General features: G+C 38.3%; 22 protein-coding genes and 2 pseudogenes. 8 read left to right on the top strand and 16 right to left on the bottom strand.

Features of this window, described 5'->3' with window-relative positions; all coding sequences use genetic code 11:
* Positions 1–6: 6 nt before the first annotated feature.
* The 7 genes from QQL36_RS31625 to QQL36_RS31595 all read right to left on the bottom strand — a co-directional run bounded on the left by QQL36_RS31625 (position 7) and on the right by QQL36_RS31595 (position 7823).
* A complete protein-coding gene (locus QQL36_RS31625) occupies positions 7–2502 on the bottom strand; it encodes a cation-translocating P-type ATPase (protein ID WP_321568024.1) in 2496 nt (831 codons plus the stop codon).
* A 207-nt stretch (positions 2503–2709) separates the two neighbouring features.
* Positions 2710–3819 (bottom strand): VIT1/CCC1 transporter family protein, encoded by a 1110-nt coding sequence (locus QQL36_RS31620; RefSeq protein ID WP_321568023.1) that lies wholly within the window; start codon positions 3817–3819, stop codon positions 2710–2712.
* An 89-nt stretch (positions 3820–3908) separates the two neighbouring features.
* The gene (locus QQL36_RS31615) at positions 3909–4391 is read right to left on the bottom strand and encodes a DUF2231 domain-containing protein (RefSeq protein WP_321568022.1); all 483 of its coding nucleotides are present in this window, start codon (positions 4389–4391) and stop codon (positions 3909–3911) included.
* 11 nt (positions 4392–4402) lie between these two features.
* A complete protein-coding gene (locus QQL36_RS31610; protein ID WP_321568021.1) occupies positions 4403–5188 on the bottom strand; it encodes a rubrerythrin family protein in 786 nt (261 codons plus the stop codon).
* Between the two features lie 91 nt (positions 5189–5279).
* On the bottom strand, positions 5280–6647 hold the full coding sequence (locus QQL36_RS31605) for a sensor histidine kinase (RefSeq protein ID WP_321568020.1): 1368 nt from the start codon (positions 6645–6647) through the stop codon (positions 5280–5282).
* On the bottom strand, positions 6647–7321 hold the full coding sequence (locus tag QQL36_RS31600; protein ID WP_083730396.1) for a response regulator transcription factor: 675 nt from the start codon (positions 7319–7321) through the stop codon (positions 6647–6649). The genes QQL36_RS31605 and QQL36_RS31600 overlap by 1 nt, the downstream gene beginning before the upstream one ends.
* Positions 7322–7355: 34 nt before the next feature.
* The gene (locus tag QQL36_RS31595; protein WP_321568019.1) at positions 7356–7823 is read right to left on the bottom strand and encodes a DUF2231 domain-containing protein; all 468 of its coding nucleotides are present in this window, start codon (positions 7821–7823) and stop codon (positions 7356–7358) included.
* Between the two features lie 547 nt (positions 7824–8370).
* Between QQL36_RS31595 and QQL36_RS31590 the strand changes: the two genes are divergently transcribed.
* The 5 genes and pseudogenes from QQL36_RS31590 to QQL36_RS35820 all read left to right on the top strand — a co-directional run bounded on the left by QQL36_RS31590 (position 8371) and on the right by QQL36_RS35820 (position 11126).
* On the top strand, positions 8371–9759 hold the full coding sequence (locus QQL36_RS31590; RefSeq protein WP_321568018.1) for a Fic family protein: 1389 nt from the start codon (positions 8371–8373) through the stop codon (positions 9757–9759).
* 244 nt (positions 9760–10003) lie between these two features.
* Positions 10004–10165 (top strand): annotated as a pseudogene (locus QQL36_RS31585) (transposase); the annotation flags it as partial.
* 15 nt (positions 10166–10180) lie between these two features.
* The gene (locus QQL36_RS31580) at positions 10181–10750 is read left to right on the top strand and encodes a transposase (protein ID WP_415751087.1); all 570 of its coding nucleotides are present in this window, start codon (positions 10181–10183) and stop codon (positions 10748–10750) included.
* 13 nt (positions 10751–10763) lie between these two features.
* The gene (locus QQL36_RS35825) at positions 10764–10913 is read left to right on the top strand and encodes an IS66 family transposase (protein ID WP_415751086.1); all 150 of its coding nucleotides are present in this window, start codon (positions 10764–10766) and stop codon (positions 10911–10913) included.
* Positions 10914–11126: a transposase domain-containing protein gene (locus tag QQL36_RS35820; RefSeq protein WP_415751041.1), complete on the top strand. Its 213-nt coding sequence runs from the start codon at positions 10914–10916 to the stop codon at positions 11124–11126.
* On the opposite strand, the gene QQL36_RS31575 is transcribed toward QQL36_RS35820, so the two are convergent.
* The gene (locus QQL36_RS31575; protein WP_321568017.1) at positions 11114–11674 is read right to left on the bottom strand and encodes a hypothetical protein; all 561 of its coding nucleotides are present in this window, start codon (positions 11672–11674) and stop codon (positions 11114–11116) included. The genes QQL36_RS35820 and QQL36_RS31575 overlap by 13 nt on opposite strands.
* A 179-nt stretch (positions 11675–11853) precedes the next feature.
* On the opposite strand from QQL36_RS31575, the pseudogene QQL36_RS35815 reads away from it, so the two are divergent.
* Positions 11854–11979: pseudogene (locus tag QQL36_RS35815) on the top strand (IS630 family transposase); the annotation flags it as partial.
* A gap of 131 nt (positions 11980–12110) precedes the next feature.
* On the opposite strand, the gene QQL36_RS31570 reads toward QQL36_RS35815, so the two are convergent.
* Positions 12111–12932, bottom strand: coding sequence for a hypothetical protein (locus QQL36_RS31570; protein ID WP_321568016.1), 822 nt, complete (start codon positions 12930–12932; stop codon positions 12111–12113).
* 254 nt (positions 12933–13186) lie between these two features.
* On the opposite strand from QQL36_RS31570, the gene QQL36_RS31565 reads away from it, so the two are divergent.
* Positions 13187–13729, top strand: a complete 543-nt coding sequence (locus QQL36_RS31565; protein ID WP_321568015.1) for a S41 family peptidase — start codon at positions 13187–13189, stop codon at positions 13727–13729.
* A gap of 467 nt (positions 13730–14196) precedes the next feature.
* Here the strand turns inward: QQL36_RS31565 and QQL36_RS31560 are convergent, their stop codons facing one another.
* The 3 genes from QQL36_RS31560 to QQL36_RS31550 form a co-directional block, all read right to left on the bottom strand.
* Entirely contained in the window at positions 14197–15588 is a 1392-nt protein-coding gene (locus QQL36_RS31560) for an IS4 family transposase (protein WP_321568014.1), read from the bottom strand.
* 316 nt (positions 15589–15904) lie between these two features.
* The gene (locus QQL36_RS31555; protein WP_321568013.1) at positions 15905–16285 is read right to left on the bottom strand and encodes a hypothetical protein; all 381 of its coding nucleotides are present in this window, start codon (positions 16283–16285) and stop codon (positions 15905–15907) included.
* Positions 16286–16886: 601 nt separating this feature from the next.
* A complete protein-coding gene (locus tag QQL36_RS31550) occupies positions 16887–17099 on the bottom strand; it encodes a hypothetical protein (protein ID WP_321568012.1) in 213 nt (70 codons plus the stop codon).
* A 339-nt stretch (positions 17100–17438) separates the two neighbouring features.
* Between QQL36_RS31550 and QQL36_RS35810 the strand changes: the two genes are divergently transcribed.
* Positions 17439–17663 carry a helix-turn-helix domain-containing protein gene (locus QQL36_RS35810; RefSeq protein ID WP_415751040.1) on the top strand — a complete coding sequence of 75 codons (225 nt, stop codon included), beginning with the start codon at positions 17439–17441 and terminating at the stop codon, positions 17661–17663.
* 40 nt (positions 17664–17703) lie between these two features.
* On the opposite strand, the gene QQL36_RS31545 is transcribed toward QQL36_RS35810, so the two are convergent.
* From QQL36_RS31545 to QQL36_RS31530, 4 genes are all read right to left on the bottom strand, one after another.
* Positions 17704–18120, bottom strand: coding sequence for a hypothetical protein (locus QQL36_RS31545; RefSeq protein WP_321568011.1), 417 nt, complete (start codon positions 18118–18120; stop codon positions 17704–17706).
* Positions 18121–18745: 625 nt separating this feature from the next.
* Positions 18746–19252: a hypothetical protein gene (locus QQL36_RS31540; protein WP_321568010.1), complete on the bottom strand. Its 507-nt coding sequence runs from the start codon at positions 19250–19252 to the stop codon at positions 18746–18748.
* 3 nt (positions 19253–19255) lie between these two features.
* Positions 19256–19807: a hypothetical protein gene (locus QQL36_RS31535; RefSeq protein WP_321568009.1), complete on the bottom strand. Its 552-nt coding sequence runs from the start codon at positions 19805–19807 to the stop codon at positions 19256–19258.
* A 15-nt stretch (positions 19808–19822) separates the two neighbouring features.
* On the bottom strand, positions 19823–20305 hold the full coding sequence (locus QQL36_RS31530; protein WP_321568008.1) for a hypothetical protein: 483 nt from the start codon (positions 20303–20305) through the stop codon (positions 19823–19825).
* Positions 20306–20475 lie beyond the last annotated feature (170 nt).

Here is a 20475-nt window from a genome sequence, read left to right as displayed (position 1 = left end):
CAGGAGTTATTTCTTTTTTAAAAGCGTTTTGTAAACTTCAAACCATCCTGTTATAAACAGGCTTACTGCCGCGCAGAGCATAAAATCTCTCGCGCTTATCCGGGTTAATTGAAACACACTCTGTACAAAGGGAATAAAGGCTATTCCTGCGATAAATAGCAGCGAGGCAAACAGGACAAAAGGTACCAAATTATTTTTGAACCGAATGGTTTTAAAAATATTTTCCTGGAAGGACCGATTGACGAAGGTGAGAAATACATTACTGATTACAAGCGTAAGGAATATAACTGTCCTGACATATTCGATCGCATAACCGCTTTGCATAAAACCATAGTACAGGGAAAGAATTCCGAGTGCGATTACCAACCCTTGGATAAGACTGGTGAGCAGTTCCTTTCCGGTGAACATGTTATGAGATGTCTTTCTGGGCGGCTGGATCATAATCGAGCTTTCCACAGGCTCTCTTTCAAAAAAGATGGAGCAGGTTGGGCCCATGATCAGTTCAAGAAATATCACATGAATAGGGGTGAAGATATTGGGGAACCTCCAACCCAGTAATAAAGGAAGGGAGGCCGTAAGTATAATCGGTATATGAATGGAAATGATGTAGCGAACGGCTTTTTTGAGGTTATAGTAGATCTTTCTTCCCTGTTTTATTGCTTCAGTTACTTTTTCCAGGCGGTCATCAGTAAGAATAAGGTCTGAGGCTTCCCTGGCAATCTCCGTGCCCCTGCCGCCCATCGCTATGCCGATATTGGCTGATTTCAGGGCCGGGCCATCGTTCACACCGTCTCCCATCATGGCAACGGTCTCGCCGTTTTCTTTCAATGCTTCAATGATCTTCAGCTTGGCCTCTGGAAACATCCTGGCAAAAACAACTACTTCCCCCGCTATTTTGCCAATTTCGGCTGACGTCATGGTCATTAATTGTTCGCCCGTGATAGCGGCACCATTCAATTGCATGCCGACCTGCTTAGCAATATGCATAGCAGTCTCTTTATTATCGCCTGTTATGAGCTTTACTTTTATGCCTGCGGCATACCATTGGTCAAATTCCTTTTTTATTCCCTGTTTAGGAGGATCATACAAAGCGAGCAGGCCCTCGAACTGCCAGTTAAAGCTCTCCTGCAGTTCCGGGAATTCCTTTTCGCTGAAAGTAGCAGAACAAATCCCTAGTAAGCGAAGCCCTTTGGCCGCCATAGCGTTGATCACTGCATTTATTTTTACGATAGCTGCAGGGGGCATTTTACACACATTCATTATTCTCTCAGGCGCTCCCTTTCCTGCAACAACGATGTTGCCGTTCATCCTGTAAACATGGGTCATCATGGGTGGCGTGCCATTTAACGGGTATTCCCGGATCATTTCTTCCTTTTGGTCCTGTGCCTGGGGAACTCGTTCATAAGCTGCTATGATAGCTTTTTCCATAGCATCAAAAGCCGCTTGTTCACTGGCCAACCTTGCGTATCTGAGCACTTTACTGCTCTTAATAGCACTTTCCGGCATAATAACTTCGGTCATGTCTTTTTCAAAATCATAGATACTGTTGACTTCCATTCTATTTTCGGTGATGGTGCCCGTTTTATCAAGGCAAATGACGCTTACAGCCCCAAGATTTTCTATAGTGAGCGGTTGCCGTGTTATGATACCCAGTTTTGACATATGGAATGCCCCGAGCGCCATAAAAGAGGAAAACGCCACGGGAATTTCCTCCGGCACAACGGCCATCGCGATAGTAAGGCCTAATAGGAGGCTTTGAATAATACTTCCAGAATGAAGATAATTGACTAACCAGATCAAAGCAAAGGTGACAAAGCCAATGGCCGCCATAATTTTCACGAATCGCCCAATCTGATTCTGTAACAGCGTTCTGGAAGTTGAAATAGCGGTGATGGATTTTCCCAACTTTCCTAAAACAGTGCTGTTACCAATGGCGGTGACGGTTGAGTAACATTTTCCCGAATTTATGGTTGTTCCCTGGAAGAGCTGGTTATACCCCTCCGATGCATTTTTATCCACCGGCTGAGATTCTCCGGTAATAATTGATTCATTGATGCTCAGATCGTTGGAACGAAAAATTGTACAATCGGCGGGAACGCTGTTGCCTTCTTCCAGCGACAATACATCGCCAGGTAGCAGGTCCTCCGAGAATATGATCTGCTCTTTCCCATCTCTCACTACCGTAACCTTTGGCTGCGTGAATTTTTTGAGCGCCGCCAAGGCTTTGGAGCTTTTGACCCCCTGGAAAAAAGAAATAGCTCCTACAAAGACCATTGCAGCCAGCATCAGCAGTCCTTCTTTTACCTCTCCCAGGATGAAATATAACAGGCAGGCAAGGAGAAGCATCAGAAACATGGGTTCCTTTATGATCTCCCAGACCATTCTGATAAACCCATGTTCCCGGGCTGCTTTGAATTGATTTTTACCATATTGCCTGACGAGTGCTGGTACGTCCAGGTCTTTCAAGCCTGAAAAACTGGGTTCTAAACTTACGATTTCCATACCGGCTAATTTTATTGGTCTTTGATGGCAGACCTGATGAATATATAAAAGCCCGCTCAGATAGGAAATGACGAAAGTCATCGCGGATTGTGATTCTTAATTTATCTAAAGATCAGCTTTTATGGAAAATAAGAGGTTACATAATTCCTTTAAATAGTTATATGATTCACATGTTGTTAGTTTGTAAAGCGATAAAGCTTCAATGCTTTATCCCGCCAAAGAAACGCCTATCAATTTTCCGATACCAAAAGTAATAGCCGCCGCAATCAAACCAAATAATACCTGCCTGAAACCAGAGAACCAAATACTTTTACCTGTAAATAGCGTAATGGCAGCACCAATTAAAAATAAGCCAGCCGCACTACCAATAACACTAATGCTAATGGCTGTTATACCTGATGTGAACATAAAAGGAATAACTGGTATCACAGCTCCAATGGCAAAAAGTATAAAGGAATAAACAGCAGCCTCCATAGCTGAGCCTTTCAGTTCTTCTGTGTTGATGCCCAATTCTTCTTTCACTAATACTTCATATGCATGATTCTTATCCAGCATAATTTCTGCTGCCATGGTATTTGCCTGATCTTCAGGTATGCCTTTGGCAATATAGATTAATGCAAGCTCTTTTTGTTCTCCTTCAGGATTTGTTTCCAGTTCATCCATCTCCAATTGCATTTGGTTTTCATGCAACTCCTGCGAACTTTTAACTGAAATCCATTCTCCTAATGCCATTGATAATGCACCGGCTAATAATCCTGCCACTCCAGCCAACAAAACACCTGAACCTCCTGCCGTTGCCCCGGCAATACCCATCACTAAACTAAAGTTGGAAACCAAACCATCATTGCCGCCTAATACTGCAGCCCTTAAAGCATTGCCTCCAACAGAACGGTGCCTGCGTTCAAATTTGGCTACATTGCTTCCTGTAACCTTAGATTCATTTTCTAAAAGCGACCTTAGTATTTTTACATGGTTGGTTTCGCTGCCGTTAATGGGTAACTTATTTTTGTTCTTGGCATTTATAACAGCAGTAGAAATACTTTTTTCAGTATCCATCAATACCCCCAACACATAATCGTAACCAAAAATTTTACCAATGGTAATAAGTGCCTTTGCTCTGAAAGATGGTGGTGGAAATATTCCAGTTGATGCCGGATTCAACTTTTTCAAAAAAGCCTCTGCATGATTTTTTTCTATAGCACTCATTTGCCGGAATACATTGGCAATCGTTGTATCAGATTCTGCATCTGCTAATTTGCTGTACAAAAAAGAAGCATCCACTTCTGTTTGAATATTTTTGTTTGGAGATGTAGTCATTATTTGATGTGGCTTTAAGATGGAAAATGGAATCCCTCAATAACTGAAGGACTCCTGTAATGATATTTGAATATTAAAAATGAGTTTAATTAATCACTATCATTTTCTCCTTCATTATTATATTGAACAACACCAGTAGAAATTTCCGTATGTCTTATCTGTCCGCCAAGGTAGCCTGTTCTGGCAACCAGCACAAAACTTATAACCGAAAGAATAAGAACGATAATAGATGAGGGTTTTATCAGTAAATTTTCGAAACGGCTCATTACTAAGACTATTACCGACATTATACCTAATATAATCAGGCTTATCAAAGCATACTTTGCCGAGTCTTCATGTTGCTTTATGATAGTTTCTGATACGCCTTTTATGTTTTCAACTGCTTCTTCGGCACCCTCGCCTGTTGAGTAGGCTATACATGCACTAATGGCAGAGATGATAAAAATAAAATAGGCCGCATTTTTTGTTTGATTGCTCTTTGTCCAAAGTCCATACCCCAAAACTAATCCACCCAATATGGACCCAAAAATCGGCAAATGTGTGATTAATAAATGCAAATGTACCTGGTTCATATCAACATATTTTACAGTGAAGTAATTGTAAGAAATTTTTCTCCGCTGGTCATTGAAATGCCGCAACGTTTAGGGGCGGTTGTTTCATAAGTATTACCACAAGTAGGACAAACATAAAATACTGTTGGCAATGATTTGACTGTATTATTCTGCAAAGCCACCAATGCATTTTCATACATCACTTTGTGTTTCTTTTCTGTTTTGTAAGCATAATTTAAACTTATTATTGCCAACTGATTACCTGCTGTATTCGCTACGGTTAAAAACTCAGGATACATAGTAGTAGCTTCATACGTTTCGCCCGTTATGGCATCCTGCAAATTTTCTTTGGTTGTCTTTACAGAAAATTCCGGTTTAATCGTTGGCGTAGCAACACCTGATTCCTGTAGAACTGCCTTATGATTATTTGCATGAATATTTTCTGCTATGGATGCAGCTTTAAAAAGCAAAGCAATCTGATGGTAGCCATCGTGCTCTGCCTTTTTGGAATAGGCGGCGTACTTTGCACTGGCAGTTGTTTCGCCTTTAAAAGCAGCCTGTATATTTTCTAATGTTTTTATTTTGGCATCAGCAGTTGATACATCGCTTGCAGATTTTTCGGTAGATGTCTTATCATCTTTCTCATTTTCCTTTACTTCGTTTTCACCACTTTCTTTATTTGATTTCTGGGAGGCATTATCCGCCTTATTTTGTAAAGGAGCTTTCATAGCGGCATCCGTATTAGTGTTGCCGCAGGAGATAAGAAAGAAACTTATTGTTGTTAATACCGTAAATGGAATAATTAATAGCTTTTTCATTTTTTTTATTTGTTGTGAATAAAATGATAAAGCAAAGATGCTATTGCAGCCATTTACCACACCTTTGTAGTTTCTTAAGATTGGCTAAAGATTATGCAGGGAATTTTAAAGAGAATATCGTATTGGATTTAGAAGAGGACACAATTATTTCAATGTGCTGTATATCTGACAATTTTTTAACAATGGACAGTCCCAGGCCATTTCCTGGAATTAGAGAGTTTCTTGAATCATCGGCACGATAAAACCGGTTAAATAATAGCGGTATTTGTTGTTGCGTAATTACTGTACCATCGTTTGTTATTGAGAATGTTTTGGTATCAATATTCCAACTACAATTTATTGTTCCATTTGTGGCTGCGTATTTCACAGCATTGCTAAAAAGATTGTCTACTATCACAGATAAGAAAATGCTATTTGCATATACTGAAACGGATTCTGCAATGGTTGATGTAACGCATATTTTCTTTTCCTGTATTTGTTTGCCAAATTTTAATTCTGCCTCTTTTAAAATATTATTTAGATCAACTGTTTCTTTTTTTATCGAACCTGATTCAAGACGAGCTAATTGCAATAGTTGGTCAAGCAAATGATTTAGTCTGTCTGTTTGAGTGAGCACTTCTTTTATTTTTTCCTCGTATTGTTCCGGTTCTCGTTTTTTTCGAAGCAATACTTCCAGGGTGCCCTTGATGGCGGCAAGCGGTGTCCTTATTTCATGAGAAGCATCGGCAGTAAATTGTTTTTGTTGTTGAATGCTACTATCTATTCTATTTAGTAATTCATTTATAGTAGTTGCCAGTTTGTAAATTTCATCTTCATTCTCGGGCAATGGCAAGCGGGTATTTATATTAACATCATTAATGCCCGAAGCTGCCTGAATTAACCGATGTACAGGAGCAATAGCTTTGGAAGCCGCAAAGTAAATAACACAATATAGTACCAGTAAAAGAATAAGGAATGAAATGCAAAGAGTAATGAAAAGGTTGTGTAATACATAATAAGATTCCTGCTGTGAAACTCCGATTGTCAGTTGACCGATAATTTTTCCTTCGTCATTTTGAACTGGAAATTGTCCAAGCCTGAGCCGTTGATTATCTATAGTGGTGTTATAAAAATATTCTTTCGCAATCAAAGGGTTAAATAAAAAGTGATTCGACCGCAGGTTTTCCGATCTGAAAATCATCTTGTCCTTGTTATTTACAATTTGAATAAAAGTAGGATTGACTTCTACTTTTTTATGTTCGGCTTCTTCCCATTCAGGCATTTTGATGACGATTATACTGTCCTCTTTCCAGTCAAGTGAATTTATTATTTCCTCTTTTTCCAGTAAAATATCGGTATCAAGATGACGGTATGAACTTAAATAAACAACTGCATAAATAATAACAAATACAATGGCCGTTGTTATAGCAACAGCAAGGGTGTTAAAAAGAGCAATTCGTTTTTTAAAACTCAATTTCATTAATTATCATTTATACGGTAACCAACACCTCTTATGGTTTGAATGAATGATTCTTTGTCTTTTGTATCTATTTTCTTTCGCAGGGCATTGATAAAAACGTCTATTACCGAAGTATCTTTATCAAAATGTATATCCCAAATTTTTTCAATAATTCTTGACCGTCTACAAACCTTACCTTTATTACGAAGCAGATATTCTAATAATGCAAATTCTTTTTGAGTGAGCTCAATGGGCTTACCATTTTTGGTAACCAGGTGGGCATCTGTATTCAATACAAGGTCTGCAGTTTCAAAAACATTCTGTTCCCCTGTTTTGTTCCGAAGCAGCACCCTGATACGGGCCAATAATTCTTCAAAAGCAAAAGGCTTTTTTAAATAATCATTGGCACCGGCTTCCAAGCCAAATACCGTATCATCTACGGTATCTTTTGCAGTTAAAAAAATGACTGGGACAACTTTGTTTTCTTTACGGATACTCCTACAAATTTCTATTCCACTAACACCTGGCATCATCCAGTCTAATAAAATGATATCATATTCATTCAAATTAGCTATTACCATTTCAAGAGCTACTCTGCCACTATTGGCAACATCTACGGAAAACCCTTCCTCCTCCAATCCTTCCTTTAAAAAGCCAGCAATAGCTATTTCGTCTTCTGCCAAAAATATTCTCATATTGTTAAGATAAAGAGAAAAATATGGATTTCGCTTATTTCGCATCAGGATTTGAAAAATCTGGTAAGGCAAGTTCTACTCCAGCTCCATGTTTATATACCAATTCCCCCCCCAAATATCCTGTTCTGGAAATAGCGGCAATTACACAGGCGAATAGAATAACACTTATAATTCTTGCCCAACTTTTATAGTATTTAAAAAAATGAATGCACAAGTAAACTGCAGAGGTGATAATAGTTAGCCATAAAGCAATTGTCGCTGCCTGTTCATGTAGTTCCATTGCTTTGTTTAATGGTCCTTCTTCCAGTCCTTCTCCAGCGGCATTGCCTGCAAGATAAGAAACCACAGTACCAAGCGTCCCTAATATCAGAAGGTAAAAAGCAGATTGCCGAAAGAATACTTTTTTATAAAAAAAACCAATCACTTCAAATAAAAATCCTACTATTAATAAAGCAATGGGAAAGTGGACTACCATTGCATGGAGATGTGTTGGGGAGATCATAATCGTTTTTTTACAAAGATGGTCTCCCCTATATTTGAATGTGTTTAGCAGATTCTTAAGATTGACTTAAGATAGTTTGTATCTGGTTCTTTTGCTGGATAGGTTCAATAGTGTCTTTTGGGCATGGGTGGTTCAATCGTTTCTTTGTTTCCAGTAAAGAAATACTCTGCTGGCTGATATTAAGGGCATCGGCTAACACATAACGAACTGCAGGCTTTTTAAAAAAAGAACAGAGGCACGGCTAATCCACCGGCAAACCTGTAAGGAAGAAAGCAATATGGCAATCGAATTACAAGCGGAAATAGACAAGAACCGGCTTCGCATTGCCAATGCACAGCAACTTATGCTGGATGGTAAACTAAGCGCTACGGACTACCGGGAGGTAAAAAATCGGTATAGTGGATCAACAATAGGTTACTTAATGTTTATTATTACAATAAACATTATTACCATAATAATGACAATAAACGATAATTATGTCATAAAAAAAATATTTACGACAATAAAATTGAATTTATTGTCGTAAATTTGGTATAATTGATGTTTTATGGCAAAGGTCAGTTATACTCAAATTCTTCAGGAATTACAACAGATTAGAAAAACGCTGGAAAAGTTTGGGGATGGAGCAAGTCTTGAGATGATAAAGAATGCGCTGGATATTGGAATAGAGCTCCGAACTTTACATAGGCGTTTGGATAAATTAATTGATGACGGCATTATTGCTACTTCAGGTAAAACTAAAGCCAGACTTTACCATTTAGTTTCCACTCCACCTGTTGAGAAGCAAAAAGGTGGAGGAGACAATAGTACCATCCCATTATCAGAAGGAGGTAAAGAAATACAGGAGATTATTTCCAAACCGACCAATACTCGCTATCCTGTGGGATATCAACGTGATTTTTTACTTTCATACCGACCTAACATTGATAGTTATCTTAGTGAGGATGACAAACGTAAACTTGCTACATTAGGAAAGACGGCAAGATTACATCAACCAGCAGGCACATATGCTAAAGAGATTCTGCAACGCCTGTTGATCGATTTATCCTGGAACTCCAGCCGCCTGGAGGGAAATACATATAGTCTGTTAGATACACAACAACTGATCTCTCTTGGAAAGTTTGCTGACGAAAAATCAGCTGCAGAAGCTCAAATGATACTCAATCACAAGGATGCAATTGAGTTTATAGTCCAGACGACTGAGGATATAGGATACAACCGCTATACAATAAAGAATCTGCATGCTTTGCTGTCTAATAACTTATTGCCGGATCCTGGAGCAAGAGGGCGATTGCGGACATTTGGCGTAGGTATCGGCAATTCAGTGTTTACACCGCTGGCGATTCCACAAGGGATTGAAGAAATGTTTGAAATCATACTTGAAAAGGCAAGGGAAATTAATGATCCTTTTGAACAGTCGTTTTTTGTAATGGTACATTTGCCTTACCTCCAGCCTTTTGATGATGTAAATAAACGGGTTTCCCGTCTTGCGGCGAATTTATCATTAAACAGATATAACCTGGCTCCGTTGGCATTTGTTGATGTGCCTAACGATATTTACATAATGGGAACATTGGGGGTCTATGAACTCAATCACATTGAACTTTTAAAGGATGTTTATATGTGGGCATATGAACGGTCCGCACTTCGCTATGCATCTTTACGCCAGTCATTAGGAGAACCGGATCCCTTCAGAATCAGATATAGAAATGATATTCGTAGCCTTATTACTGAAATAGTTGCTAACGCCATACCTCCGGGAGAAGCTGGGAAATTGATTGCCAGGAGGGCAGCAGCTCTACCCCAGGTAGATCAGGAGAGATTTATTGAAACTGTTGACACAGAATTGTTGTCCCTTCATGAGGGTAATTTTGCAACTTATTATGTTCGACCGGCAGAATTTAAAAATTGGGAAGCGGTCTGGAAAAAATCTTAGGGGCAATTTAGTATTGGTGGTTTCCTCCGGGAAAAGGGGGCTATCTATGCATGGAATACTTAGATTCTGACCCATAGTAATTTTTCCTTGAAGTTGTTTAAACTTATGAAGAAAATACAAGAGTCCCATGAAATGTAGATTTTTGTTTTGCGAAAAAAAAGAACAAATCTGGGACTCATAGACGAAGATAAAATAAGAGATTGGATAATACCTCCTTTAAGTAAGTAAGGGAAAACGGGGCTTTAAATCGAAAATATGTTTAACAAAAGTGGTTCAGCTGATCCTGAAGCGGATGAAGACAGGTTGTCAATGGCGAGAGTTAAGCCTTAAAGAATATTGTGAGGGGGATGCTGTAAGTTGGCAACTGATATATTACTATTTCAATAAATGGAGTAAAGATGGATCGTTCAGGCAGGCGTGGATTGCGTTATTATCAGCCAATAAGAGCAAAATAGACCTGTCAAGTGCTCAATTAGATGGTAGCCATACACCATCAAAACGGGGCGGAGAACAAGTGGGTTATCAGGGCAGAAAAGGGTGTAAGACCACAAACAGCTTGTATTTGAGAGATAACAATGGTCAACTGCTATCTGTAGGTAGTCCACAAAGCGGAGAACATAATGATTTGTTTGAAATCAGCCGCCTCTTTGAAGAAATAATAGCAGTATTGGAGCAAGCAGATATTAGTTGTAAAGGTGTTTTTTTGAATGCTGATCCGGGCTTTGATAGTGAAGCGTTTCGTCAGGTATGCGAACAAGAAGAAATAGAGCTGAATGTCAAACCCAATAAGCGTAATAGCAAGACCAGTACAGACCAGTATCGTTATTTTGACGATGAATTATATAAAAAAAGAACAAAAATTGAGCATGCAAATGCATGGCTCGATGCTTTCAAAGCCCTATTGGTGCGTTATGAAACAAAAGCCTTCACCTGGATGGGATTACATTGGCTCGCCTTTATAACCTTATTCTGTAGAAAATTAAAAGTTTAAACAACTTCAAGTAATAGAAGGTACGCCCATTTACACCGCCATGGCTTATACATTAAAAAGAATGAAGCAACTGACGGAGTATTGTAATGACGGCATGCTATCAATATCGAACATGTTCGTAGAGCAAGCAATCCGTCCAACTAAAGTAGGATTGAAAAATTAATTGTTTGCCGGGTCGCATGAACATGGAGAGCGCGCAGCTATTATCTACAGCCTTATACAAACCTGTAAATTGCAAGGAATAGATCCTGATGAATATCTGCATGATGTACTGCTGCGTATTAATGATCATAAACAAAATAAATTATGGGAACTGCTGCCGCAGAACTGGAAGCCCCAACCACGAAATAACTATGCTGAAACTCAGAGTGCCTGAATCGAAGGAGTATTAGCAGGATCGATGAGATTGAAACTTCCTTTCCCTACGTGTTGTTCAGGATACTCTAAAATATCCGTCAGGAACTCAAACACCTCTTCCTCTGTAGTACAGCCATACAGCCCCCGCTCACATGATACGAGGAAGGTATCATGAATTTTAAAGTGAATAATCTTTAATCCAGGAGTAAATGAGTTATAGTCACGCATGAGCATCCACTTGCTTTTATCCTCATTATCTTTATATTTTACGGCAATAAACTGATCGATAAAAAACTGCGCCTGTTCCTGCATTACTTTCTGCATCTTTTGTAAAGAGGCTTTGTTGAGATTATCGTCAACTATAATGAAATAAAGGCGTGTCTGCTGGTCGGGAGTCACATGAACAAAACCTAAATTTAAACCTGTCTCATATATAACCGGCATCCTGCTGTTTAAATCCAACGACTGTATACATGAAAAATAACGAGGGCTGTCACTATGATACATCATGGTCTCAATACCTTCATTTAAACGAAGAAACGGATTGCTGCAAATGTAATGAGGCATAACTATTTATTTAACGGCAAAAATAGTTACCCGCTCAACTCTATTACATTTTATCAATGGAAATATCTGCACATGTTATTAACAGTCTATACGTCTTTTTTTGATATAAATCATCAGAAAGGGATATGGGGATGCTCGATGGTTTACGCTTGAACAGGTATATATCTACAATGGAGAAGGTTAAAGAAGAGGTTACTGAGTGGCAAATAAACGGAAATAATAAAAATAGTCAAATAAATTGGCAGTTTACAAACAAAGAAGCAAGAGTAAAGTTGAAAAGATTATATCCGTCAATTAATGATTAACGTAACACTATTATGTAGTTACCAAAAATAAAACAAACCTCTTCCTTGTTCACTTTTGTTCATTTTTGAGGATTAAACAAGCATCGCTGAATAGCGGTACTTGTTTAATTGAATACAATTCTTTATTCCGTCTATTTATTCTCCAACGCAACCAACCTTCTATTCAACTCCTCATTCACTTTCTGCTGTTCAATCAAATAAAGCGTCAGCTCCTCTACTTTTCTCAACAACACCTTATTCATCTCTCCCAGATCCTGTCCATTCTCTTCCACCTCCTCAGCAGAAGGTACATTTGGCAGATGCTGATTTTGCTCAATATAACTCTTTACTGAAGCAAGCGTCGGTAATTCATACTGCTTACTGAATACATAATCAGGCCAACCGGAAGTGGATACTTTAATTTTCTTTGCGCTAAGTGTTCCCTGCACAGGCATAATGATATCACCATTAAGAGCAGAAAATATAAGATACTTATCCAATACATTTTGGATCCTCACATTATAATCCTGCGTAGTGCCGGTGTAATAGTGAAAGTCAATGTATGGGTAATTTTCAACACCGGCCCTTCCTAACTCAAGGTCGGTGGCCAAAATATTTCCAGCCACACTCAATTTAGTGCTGGGCACAGAATCGCCTATACCCACGTTTCCACCCTTCGAATTCATAACGATATTTCCCAAGGTACTACCTGCACTTGAGACTGCCTGGATAACGCCAAAACCGCCTTGGTCTGATGAAGTCAGGAGTTGAAGATTTGTATACCCCCCGGAACCTATATTTGGGTTACCAATTAAAATACCACCTCTACCAGCAGGATAAACATTTAAAGTGTTTGCAGGAGTAGTTGTACCAATACCAACATTACCAACACTGTCAATCTTGTTTGTTTTCTGGGCATAGAGTGCTGTTAAGGGCATACAGCACAAAAACAGTAGTAGTTTATTAAATTTCATAGTATGAGTTTGTACAAATGTAAGAAAACTAAAAACATGAAAAATAACGAGGGCTGTCACTATGATACATCATGGTCTCAATACCTTCATTTAAACGAAGAAATGGATTGCTGCAAATGTAATGTGGCATAACTATTTATTTAACGGCAAAAATAGTTACCCGCTCAACTCTATTACATTTTATCAATGGAAACATCTGCACATGTTATTAACAGTCTATACGTCTTTTTTGATATAAATCATCAGAAAGGGATATGGGGATGCTCGATGGTTTACCATTTGCCTTCTGGAACAGTCCCTTTAATACCAGGAAGTATGTCGACAGCATATTTGCAGATGTGATGTCAAAAGCAAAAGTCAGCACCCTCATCATTGATATTCGTAATAATGAGGGAGGGGATAATACGGGTAATTATATACTTTCCTATATTACCCGCCAAAAATTAGGTTGTGATGATCCGGACCACCGCTGTTTCCGTTTTTTGACCGTACCGGACAGCTTACTGCTTTACCTGTCTACCTGGGACAGGTCATTCAAAGCACCCAAAGATCCCACTCATTTTTTCATTAATAAACTGAATTTATACGAACAAAAGAAAGACCACGACGATTGTGCGTACATAACACCAAAAGAAAAAGTTTTCAAAGGGAAAGTATATTTGTTGATAAACGCAAAGAACAGTTCTGCGAGTTATGAAATGGCAAGAAATTTCAAAATGAACCAATTAGGAACTGTCGTTGGCGAAACAACCGGGGGGATCGACAAGGTATTAATGGAGGCCAGTTCTTCTTTCTGACCCTTCCTTATTCTCATTTTGAAATTGATTTGCCGCTCATTTATAACTATCATCCTGACAAGCCAGATTGCGGCATAACACCTGGATTTAGCGTACCTGACTCCCAAAGCGATATATACAAAAACAGGGATGCACAAATTGCCTTTTGCCTTGACCTTATTAACGGCCAGTGACTGATTCGACTCATCAAACTTTCGTTGGTAAGTCGGGATGATTTTACATATATCAGTGAGCTAAAATAGAAGATGCCCAATTGGAGTAAGCTATTTTCATGAAAAAGGGCATTCGAATTTAGCCGTAACATTTATGAATCAGGACGGTCCAGTTGTACTCAGGTATTCTGTTGCGCATAAAAGTGAAGTTCCGGTTTATGAGGGTGAGATTCAGGGTGCATATTGCGACTGGCCGGAGATTAAATAGCTACAATTTAGACTTTGGTTAATGTGATAACAAGCCGGGTGTTTACCCTACGGTTTGGACACATCTCTAAAAAGCATGAATCCTTGAAAAATATCGCTAAACTTTTTGAGGCCAATCCAAAAGGTAGTTATTCCCGGTTTTCGTTCGGATGAGTAGCCTTTCCATCCGCCTAATCTGCCAATAACCCATATAAATCGTTTTAAATCAGACGGTTTATACGGGTTTTTCAATTTTTCGGTTTTGCCCTCCAGTAGCTGCATTTGCATTTCCATACATTGAGTTTGCTCTGAAGAAAAGCAACAGGATGGGGGTACTTCTTCTTCTGAGCTATAGGCTATTTGCAAGATGAAGAGTTTAACAATTGTTTCCATCATCATCAGACATAGTTTTCTGATGGATTTACCCTGAGCAAGTTCACTGGCCTCAATATTAAACCCCTCTTTTTTCAAGATCCGAAACACTTCCTCAATAATCCATCGACAAGTATACCATTCTATGCAAAGCAATGCTGCGTCAAGGCTTTCAACGCTCATCGTGGTCAGCAATCGCCAAAGTATCGGATTGTCGACCCCTTCTGTAGATTCTCTGGCTTCAATGGCATAAAGGGTTACTGTAGGCGGCATGCTCTTGTCATTATACTGATTTCTGCCAATGGTTATTTTACTGTATCGCACCTCCATTGTGGCTGTCCTTTTTTTTATGCCTTTCCTTTTATCCCCTTCCAGATTGAGTTCGTAACTGCCTTGTAGCGGTAATTGTGACAGGTGCCCGAAAAGCTTGCTTTTATCGGCAAGTACGCGATTGGCTTTGGCCCTGATCAGCAAATGGGTACGATCGTCTGGAATCTGGCAAAATTGTTCATAAATATCGCCTTCCCGATCCTGGATAATAATAACTTCAGTGGCTTTATTAAGTACCTGTTTACTTTTAATGGATGATTCTATCCATTTGTAAGATTCCTTTTCCTCCATCCCAAGCAGGTTCTTAGCATGAGACTTGTCTTTGGGTACGGCTGTGTGTCCCCTGTTCCAGACTTTTACATTAGCAAATCCATATGGCATAAATGTCTCAGCATCTATTATGAAACTCGGATGAATAAAGAAGCCAAGTCCGGATTCTGTTCCATTGGTTAACCCTATATAACTATCTTTTTTAATGCGATTGTGGTGGTCATACAAATTGATCTCACTGCTATCCTGAATGCAAAGAACTGGCCTTCCGATAACGCAGGACTGGCAATTGGAGGACATATTTCTGATAATATCTGCCTCACTAACATGATCGTTCTGAAGAAAACGGTAGAAGGCTTTGGCCTCAGAATCGTTGGTGGCTAATTGACGAATAGAATGTACACTATTACAAAACAAGCGATTGAGAATAGAGTTGCCTCTGTTCAACAATCGCTTGTCTTTTAAATCTTCTAAATATCTGGTCTGCACTTTCGGACAAATATAATATCATTATTTGTGTCCAAACCGTAGGGTGTTTACCCGGCTTGTTTATTAGATTTAGTTTTGCTTTTAAGGTATTCTTGATAATCTTTTTTTGTTAGTCCCAAATTACGCAGACCATTTTTAATAATAAACTCCGGGACAGGAGTAGTGTGTGTCTGTAAAGTTAATGGCCTCTGCAATCCAGGTCTAACCCATTTTTCATGTCCAGAACCGCCCGTAGATGCATGGCATACGCAACCATTAAATTTCAGAAAATCTCTGAATTCATCTAATGATATATTTGATAGCTTAAAAGTATTCATTAATAATAAGCAGGGATGCGTATGGATTTATCGGTTTTTGTATAGTCCTTATTCTCTAAAACTCTTTTTAAGTTATAAGGGAAGAGCTTAATGGATTTTTCCAGCCCTGGCGGGTTTACCTGGTGATTTTTGAAAATAAACCCACGAGAAATTAAATCATCGTGCAAAGTATTATTTTCAACTGCGTAACATATATAATCCGTAAGCACTATATCCAATGAATCAAGAGCTTCCTTTTTCGAATTACCGTATCCAGAAAGATCAAGAATGGGAATGTGTGCTATAAAAGTGCCCTGCTCTTTAAAGATAATTACTGGCAACTTCATTTCAATGTTAGCAGATTGGCCGTCTTTACCGGGTTTGATAGATATTCCAGCCATATAGTTCAGTTTTGGTAGTATAGTGCAATACAATTATTACAATTGATGATGGTACAAATATAGTACCCGTTAACGGAACAACAAATGCATTTAACATTTATCTCTCAAGAAAACGCTCAAAACGCTCAAATTAACATATAAGAAATTGATTTCCAATAATAGTTTCTTTCAGTGACTGGGCGTTAATTGTTGTTTGAAAAAGGTCAGAGAATTTAGACCATGCAATATGGAAGGTATAGAATAATTAATCTTTAATTTTTATTATTGCTAATTCTATATGTATAATTATTTATTTATTAGCAACTTATATAAGTGCTGAATAAATGGCAATTATTATTATCGTCAAATAAGAGGCAAGAGCCTATTCCCTTCTTTGAATTCTGTGCCGTCTTTTATAAAATATCGTTTCCTCCTGGAAAGGAAGAAAATTGTTTATTGTTTTTTGCGGCTTGGGAAACCCCAATTCTCAGACGTTTTTTTTGAAAGACCCTCTAAAACGTAGATATGTTTTGAGCTTTCCCTTGTTAATTATATCCTATCTATAATAGATTTAATATAATTAAACAAATTTATATATAGTTCGTTTATTATTAATATTCATTCATTCGCCTATTTTCTTCATCTCGACACCCTCGGCCAGTTCGTAAAATTTTATAAAATCTTGTACAGCCGTTTCTATCGTGCTCCCTTTGGCAGTGTTGAAGTGATTTAGAATTATACCAATCGCCTGCATCATATGGGATTCTGGGATCTCCGGATATTTCCCAAACTCTTCTGAAATTTCTTTCATTGTTGTATCTGAACTCTGTTTCATTTTATAGTAGAAGTCTTGCAGATTGCGTTATTAGTAATATGCGCTAAGGACCAGTAATAATTTTTCTTGTCTATCTCTTACCATTTCTTCAGAAATTTTTTTGAACTGCTTAGAGCTCTTTGATTACTCAGCATAGATAACTTTATTGTTATCATTTGTGATATTTACTACATCGGTATGTGGAATAGGTCTGGCCCAGCAGGGGAAGCCGTCCACGGTAAACTTCCTTGCTCTCATATTACGAATGTAGTAAATAGATTAGTATTATAATCCTAGGTCTAATAACGTAATTGAGAGTGTCTAGGATTATAATATTGTTTCTTTATATGTTCGCTATTAATGGAAGAGTTTAATGAAGAACACATTAAAGTGAATTTTGGGAAGCGAATTCGCGATTTGCGGAACGCACTTGAGAAATCACAGCCAGATTTAGCATATGAAGCAGATCTAAGTCCGGATACTGTTAGTAGAATCGAGTTGGGAAAAGTTAACCCTACTCTTACCACTATAATTAAACTGGCAAACGCACTAAATGTCGAAATTTGGGAATTAATAAAGTATTAGGATAATTATTTAACATTCAATAAATTACATACATGTATAACTATTGATGGTTTTTAATATTGGTAATTGTATGTAGATCTTCTGGGGCAAATTGAGATTTTGAATTCTTGTTAATTTTAAATAACCTGTCTTTATATTGGGTATCATAAACCTGTTCCACCATCCTGGATGTGGTATGGCCATTTTTCCTTGCCGCCTTTCTAGTGGCTTTCTTTATCACTTTTCTAATCTCGCTATTAATGTCATCAGATGTACGAGAGTGCTTTAGCGAGTAAAAGTCTGCTGTGATGTTTAGTGCCTTTTTAACGTGGCTATTCCATCGCCGGCTTATTTGTTCCTGGCGAATTGGTGTATCTCTTAACATTGGTTTAAGGTCTTCTGAGAAAATATATAAGGCTGGAGTATCTTTCCCCTTAACAGGCAGTTTATCTTTTGGTATGTTAGGTAGAGCTTTCATATATAGCGTTTCAGCCTCGTGCATTATCTTTTCCCATAATTTAACCACCGCAGGTTCAGTGTAAACATTTCAATGATGAGTTTTTGCTGCATTATTTGAAAAGAATTCCTGATTTATAATATGTTACTTCTTTTCCTACATAACTGTTTTGTTTTCATAAGCCTATATCTATTCAAGTACACTTTAATAAACAGTCTTCTTTGTTTGAATGCTCAGAATAATGAACTTAAAGAGCTGCAAGGTCTTTTTAACTTATTTTATAAAGGCACCTGTATTCTCGATAAGCAGTCTGTTCCGAATTGAATGCGAAACGCTGCAATGTTTACTCAACGGTGGCAAGTGTAGTGAGCTGCAGTATGTTATTGTTAAATTCTGTCTCGCTTAGATGGTTTCTACTATATAGATGGTTTCTACTATAGGCGTTCTCAGTTATAAAAACAGCTCTTTTAAAGCTCCCTTTATATGGGGTGGTCGCTAATTGTTCCAATTCACGAAGTGCATGCTGATAAACCTGTATTGAACTATCCTGTCCTAATAATCTGTTGCCGCTAATAATTATAAGCAAAATAAGGAGTGCATATATTCTCATCAGTGAGTAGGGATTTAAGGGGGCTTTGTTATCCCGCTATTCAATTTTATTTACAAACTGGATACCATCACCTTCTTCAAGTGGATTGAATTGTAGAAATTGTATTTCATTGTATTTTTTGCCTGATTTATATTCCTGTTCGGAAAGTAAGCCTCGATAATTATTAGTTAGCGCTTTGTTCTGAACGCCAAATTTCCATTCTACATCTTGGCCCGAAAATATCATCCGCTTTGTAATGCTGCTGAAATGAAGTTTATATCCACTGCATTCAAAGCCAACTGTATATCCTGTATCTTTTTTTTCTATAAAATCAGGCAAGACAAGTTCATTCCCTTTTATTGAAGCATGTAATGTATCTATCCCGTTGGCCAACCATAGATTAAAGCGGTCATTGATATTGATAGTGCTATCGTTAAGCGTAAAACTTACTAATAGTTTTTTATTAGATGTTTTGCTTTCAGATGCAGGCCGTTTCTTCTCCTGTCCTGAACAGCCTGAAAGAATAAAAAATATGGAAAATAGAATTATCAGCTTGCCTTGCATATTTTATTTAGCTTTAACGGTAATAAAAGTATTCAACGGAAATGTGGCAATTACGGTGCCTGTACCATTTACCGGTTTGTAAATATAAACTGTATTGTTTCCTGCACCTAATACATAGTTATTCCCCGGCAATCCTCTGGATACAGAGTTGCGGAGATCAGCTCCTGATGGCGGTTGAACGAAAGCCGTTTTGCCATCCCCTTTAGGATGTACATGAAATGTCCCTTCTTTATTATCCTGGCTTCTGTAGCTTGCATCATACTGATCTCCTGCTTGGTTGGATTTAACCCCAACGCCGCTTGTACCCTCCACATAAGCCTCGCCAGGATTCGCCCTAATTGCAATTTCCTTTCCACTCGCATTTGTGCCGTAATAACCGCCTTCTTCGTGCATACCTCCGGTGGCATCGTCTGCTGCGGTGGAAGGGTTATTTGATCTGTCCACCGCTTCTCCAATTCTTGTGCGGACGTGCTCACTTGGCAACAATATATCAGACTGCATTTTATCTGCATCAAGGGTTTTACCCTTAGCTGTAGATTTCTGAGCGGATTGCACCTCTTTTTGGTCTGTTTACACATATACTTTTTGATCTGCTTTACCATCAGTGCCAATCTTGTTACCTTGTTGATCGTAGAAGTCGCCTGGAATACGTCCATCCGGATCGTTGTATCTGATTGGATTATCGTAGGCAAAATGATAAGGACTCCATTGTGTTTGCTGATCTGCCAAAGGATCTACGCTATACCACCGGCTGGAACTGGAATTGTCTGAAAATTCCAGAAACACTTTGTCCACATCCAGCAAGCGAACTATTTTTTTAGTATAGATATTCATTAGAACAGACCCTACACGTTGAATACTATCGTAATCAAAAAATTCATCAAAACGTCCTCCATAAGCAGTTTTTATTTTTGCTTTTTTACCGATGGACTGAAAAGGATTGGGCGTTTGTGCCTGTATGTTTGTATTAGCCGTTAGCAGCAGGATTACAATTAATAATTTATTGGGCCTAGAGTGGCCTTGTTTGAAGCGCTTTTTGCTGCACTTCAGCAAAAGCAATTTATAAGAAGGCCGGACCGCAATACCAGTAGTCAATCTTTTGCTAATATGGCTTTTTATGAAAGCTATTTTTCCAATTATATCGAAGAGAGCCATGCAATTCACAAAATGCTTTTGCCGTTTATTCGCTGCTCACACGCTCCGCTATTAGTGAAAACATCTCT

Source organism: Chitinophaga sp. LS1 (assembly GCF_034274695.1).
Classification (GTDB): domain Bacteria; phylum Bacteroidota; class Bacteroidia; order Chitinophagales; family Chitinophagaceae; genus Chitinophaga.
This window is presented reverse-complemented; position numbering and strand designations above follow the sequence as displayed.

Excerpts from the sequence above, each read along its gene's own strand:
- QQL36_RS31545 (WP_321568011.1), bottom strand. The coding sequence starts at position 18,120 with ATGAAAGCTCTACCTAACATACCAAAAGATAAACTGCCTGTTAAGGGG.
- QQL36_RS31600 (WP_083730396.1), bottom strand. The coding sequence starts at position 7,321 with ATGAGAATATTTTTGGCAGAAGACGAAATAGCTATTGCTGGCTTTTTA.
- QQL36_RS31555 (WP_321568013.1), bottom strand. The coding sequence starts at position 16,285 with ATGGCTGGAATATCTATCAAACCCGGTAAAGACGGCCAATCTGCTAAC.
- QQL36_RS31610 (WP_321568021.1), bottom strand. The coding sequence starts at position 5,188 with ATGAAAAAGCTATTAATTATTCCATTTACGGTATTAACAACAATAAGT.
- QQL36_RS31565 (WP_321568015.1), top strand. The coding sequence starts at position 13,187 with ATGGGGATGCTCGATGGTTTACCATTTGCCTTCTGGAACAGTCCCTTT.
- QQL36_RS31605 (WP_321568020.1), bottom strand. The coding sequence starts at position 6,647 with ATGAAATTGAGTTTTAAAAAACGAATTGCTCTTTTTAACACCCTTGCT.
- QQL36_RS35810 (WP_415751040.1), top strand. The coding sequence starts at position 17,439 with ATGGAAGAGTTTAATGAAGAACACATTAAAGTGAATTTTGGGAAGCGA.
- QQL36_RS31625 (WP_321568024.1), bottom strand. The coding sequence starts at position 2,502 with ATGGAAATCGTAAGTTTAGAACCCAGTTTTTCAGGCTTGAAAGACCTG.
- QQL36_RS31590 (WP_321568018.1), top strand. The coding sequence starts at position 8,371 with ATGGCAAAGGTCAGTTATACTCAAATTCTTCAGGAATTACAACAGATT.
- QQL36_RS31550 (WP_321568012.1), bottom strand. The coding sequence starts at position 17,099 with ATGAAACAGAGTTCAGATACAACAATGAAAGAAATTTCAGAAGAGTTT.
- QQL36_RS31570 (WP_321568016.1), bottom strand. The coding sequence starts at position 12,932 with ATGAAATTTAATAAACTACTACTGTTTTTGTGCTGTATGCCCTTAACA.
- QQL36_RS31620 (WP_321568023.1), bottom strand. The coding sequence starts at position 3,819 with ATGACTACATCTCCAAACAAAAATATTCAAACAGAAGTGGATGCTTCT.
- QQL36_RS31615 (WP_321568022.1), bottom strand. The coding sequence starts at position 4,391 with ATGAACCAGGTACATTTGCATTTATTAATCACACATTTGCCGATTTTT.
- QQL36_RS31575 (WP_321568017.1), bottom strand. The coding sequence starts at position 11,674 with ATGCCTCATTACATTTGCAGCAATCCGTTTCTTCGTTTAAATGAAGGT.
- QQL36_RS31595 (WP_321568019.1), bottom strand. The coding sequence starts at position 7,823 with ATGATCTCCCCAACACATCTCCATGCAATGGTAGTCCACTTTCCCATT.
- QQL36_RS31540 (WP_321568010.1), bottom strand. The coding sequence starts at position 19,252 with ATGCAAGGCAAGCTGATAATTCTATTTTCCATATTTTTTATTCTTTCA.